Here is a 1,487-nt window from a genome sequence, read left to right as displayed (position 1 = left end):
TGACCGGCTTTTGCGCAGTCTGCCCGCTTTCCGGTCAAGCCTTACGGTCCGGCGGCGCGGCATGGGCCGCCGTCACCCCTCTTCGACCGCAGGTTTTGTCATGAGCACCGCTACCCTGCCTGCCCCGGACTCGCCTGCCCCGGCGCCGTTGCGTGCGCGTCTCGCCTCCCACATCGGCGAGCTGCTGCGGTTGGCGGCGCCGGTGATCGTCTCCCGCGCCGGGCTGATGGTGATGATGGCTGTCGATACCGCCATCGTCGGCCGTTTCTCGGCCCAGGAACTGGCCTATTACGGGCTGGCCCACCTGCCCGGCAACATCATGGTCGGCACCGGCGTCGGTCTGTTGATGGGGACGGTGATGATCACCGCCCACGCCTTCGGCGCCGGCAGCGAAGCGGATTGCGGGCGGGCATGGCGGCGGTCGATGCCTTACGCGCTGCTGCTCGGGGTGCTGTTCGCCCTGGTCTCGCTGCTGGGCGATCCGCTGTTCCGGGCCGGCGGCCAGACGGGGGAGATGGCGGCCGGCGGGGCCCATGTACTGGCCGTGCTCGGCCTCGGCGCGCCGGGCATGATGCTCTACATCACCACCGGATTCTTCCTGGAGGGCATCAAGCGCCCGCTGCCGGGTATGATCGCCATGGTGATCGGCAACATCGTCAACGCCGCGCTGGCCTGGGCACTGGTGTGGGGTCATGTCGGGCTGGAGCCGCTGGGCGCGGTCGGATCCGCCTGGGCCACCACAATCGTGCGCTGGAGCATGGGGCTGGGGCTGGTCGCCTATGTCTGGTGGATGCGCGATCATGACCGGTGGCAGGTGCGGCGCCCGGTGTCCGACTGGTGGAGCGGCGCCGCACGCCAGCGTCATCTGGGCTATGCCGCCGGACTCAGCATCGGGGTGGAGAGCGGGGCCTTCGGCGGTCTCGGACTGTTCGCCGGCATGATTTCCCCGCTGGCGCTGGGCGCCTACACCGTCGGGTTGAACCTGACCGCCCTGCCCTTCATGGCGGCTGTCGGGCTGGCATCGGCCACGGCGGTGCGTGTGGGGGTGGCCTACGGCCGCGGCGACCGCAGCGACATGGCGCTGGCCGGCTGGACCGGACTGGGCGTGACCAGCGCGATCCTGGCCTGCGTCGGCATCCTCTATCGCAGCGTGCCGGAGGCGCTGGGCGCTATTTACTCCAACGACCCGGAGTTGCTGGAGGCGGTGGTGCCTCTGATCGCCTTTGCGGCCTGGATCCTGATCGCCGACGGCGGCCAGACGGTGATGGCGAATGCGTTGCGCGGACGGCAAGATGCCTGGATTCCGACGGCGCTCCACTTCTTCTCCTACGCGGTGGTGATGATCCCGGTCTCGGCCTTCCTGGTCTTCGGTCTCGGCCATGGCGCGCATGGGCTGTTCGAGGGAATCCTGATCGCCAGTCTGGTGTCCGTCACCATCCTCTCGCTGCGATTCGCCTCTCTGAGCCGGCGCTAACCGGCTTTCGGCC

General features: G+C 69.1%; 1 protein-coding gene. It reads left to right on the top strand.

Features of this window, described 5'->3' with window-relative positions; all coding sequences use genetic code 11:
* The first annotated feature begins 100 nt into the window (after positions 1-100).
* A complete protein-coding gene (locus I71_RS01075; RefSeq protein WP_042688938.1) occupies positions 101-1,474 on the top strand; it encodes an MATE family efflux transporter in 1,374 nt (457 codons plus the stop codon).
* Positions 1,475-1,487: the final 13 nt, after the last annotated feature.

The sequence above is a fragment of the Azospirillum sp. B506 genome, assembly GCF_000333595.1.
Lineage (GTDB): Bacteria > Pseudomonadota > Alphaproteobacteria > Azospirillales > Azospirillaceae > Azospirillum.
The sequence above is the reverse complement of the archived record's forward strand: the minus strand, read 5'-3'. Positions and strand labels throughout refer to the sequence as shown.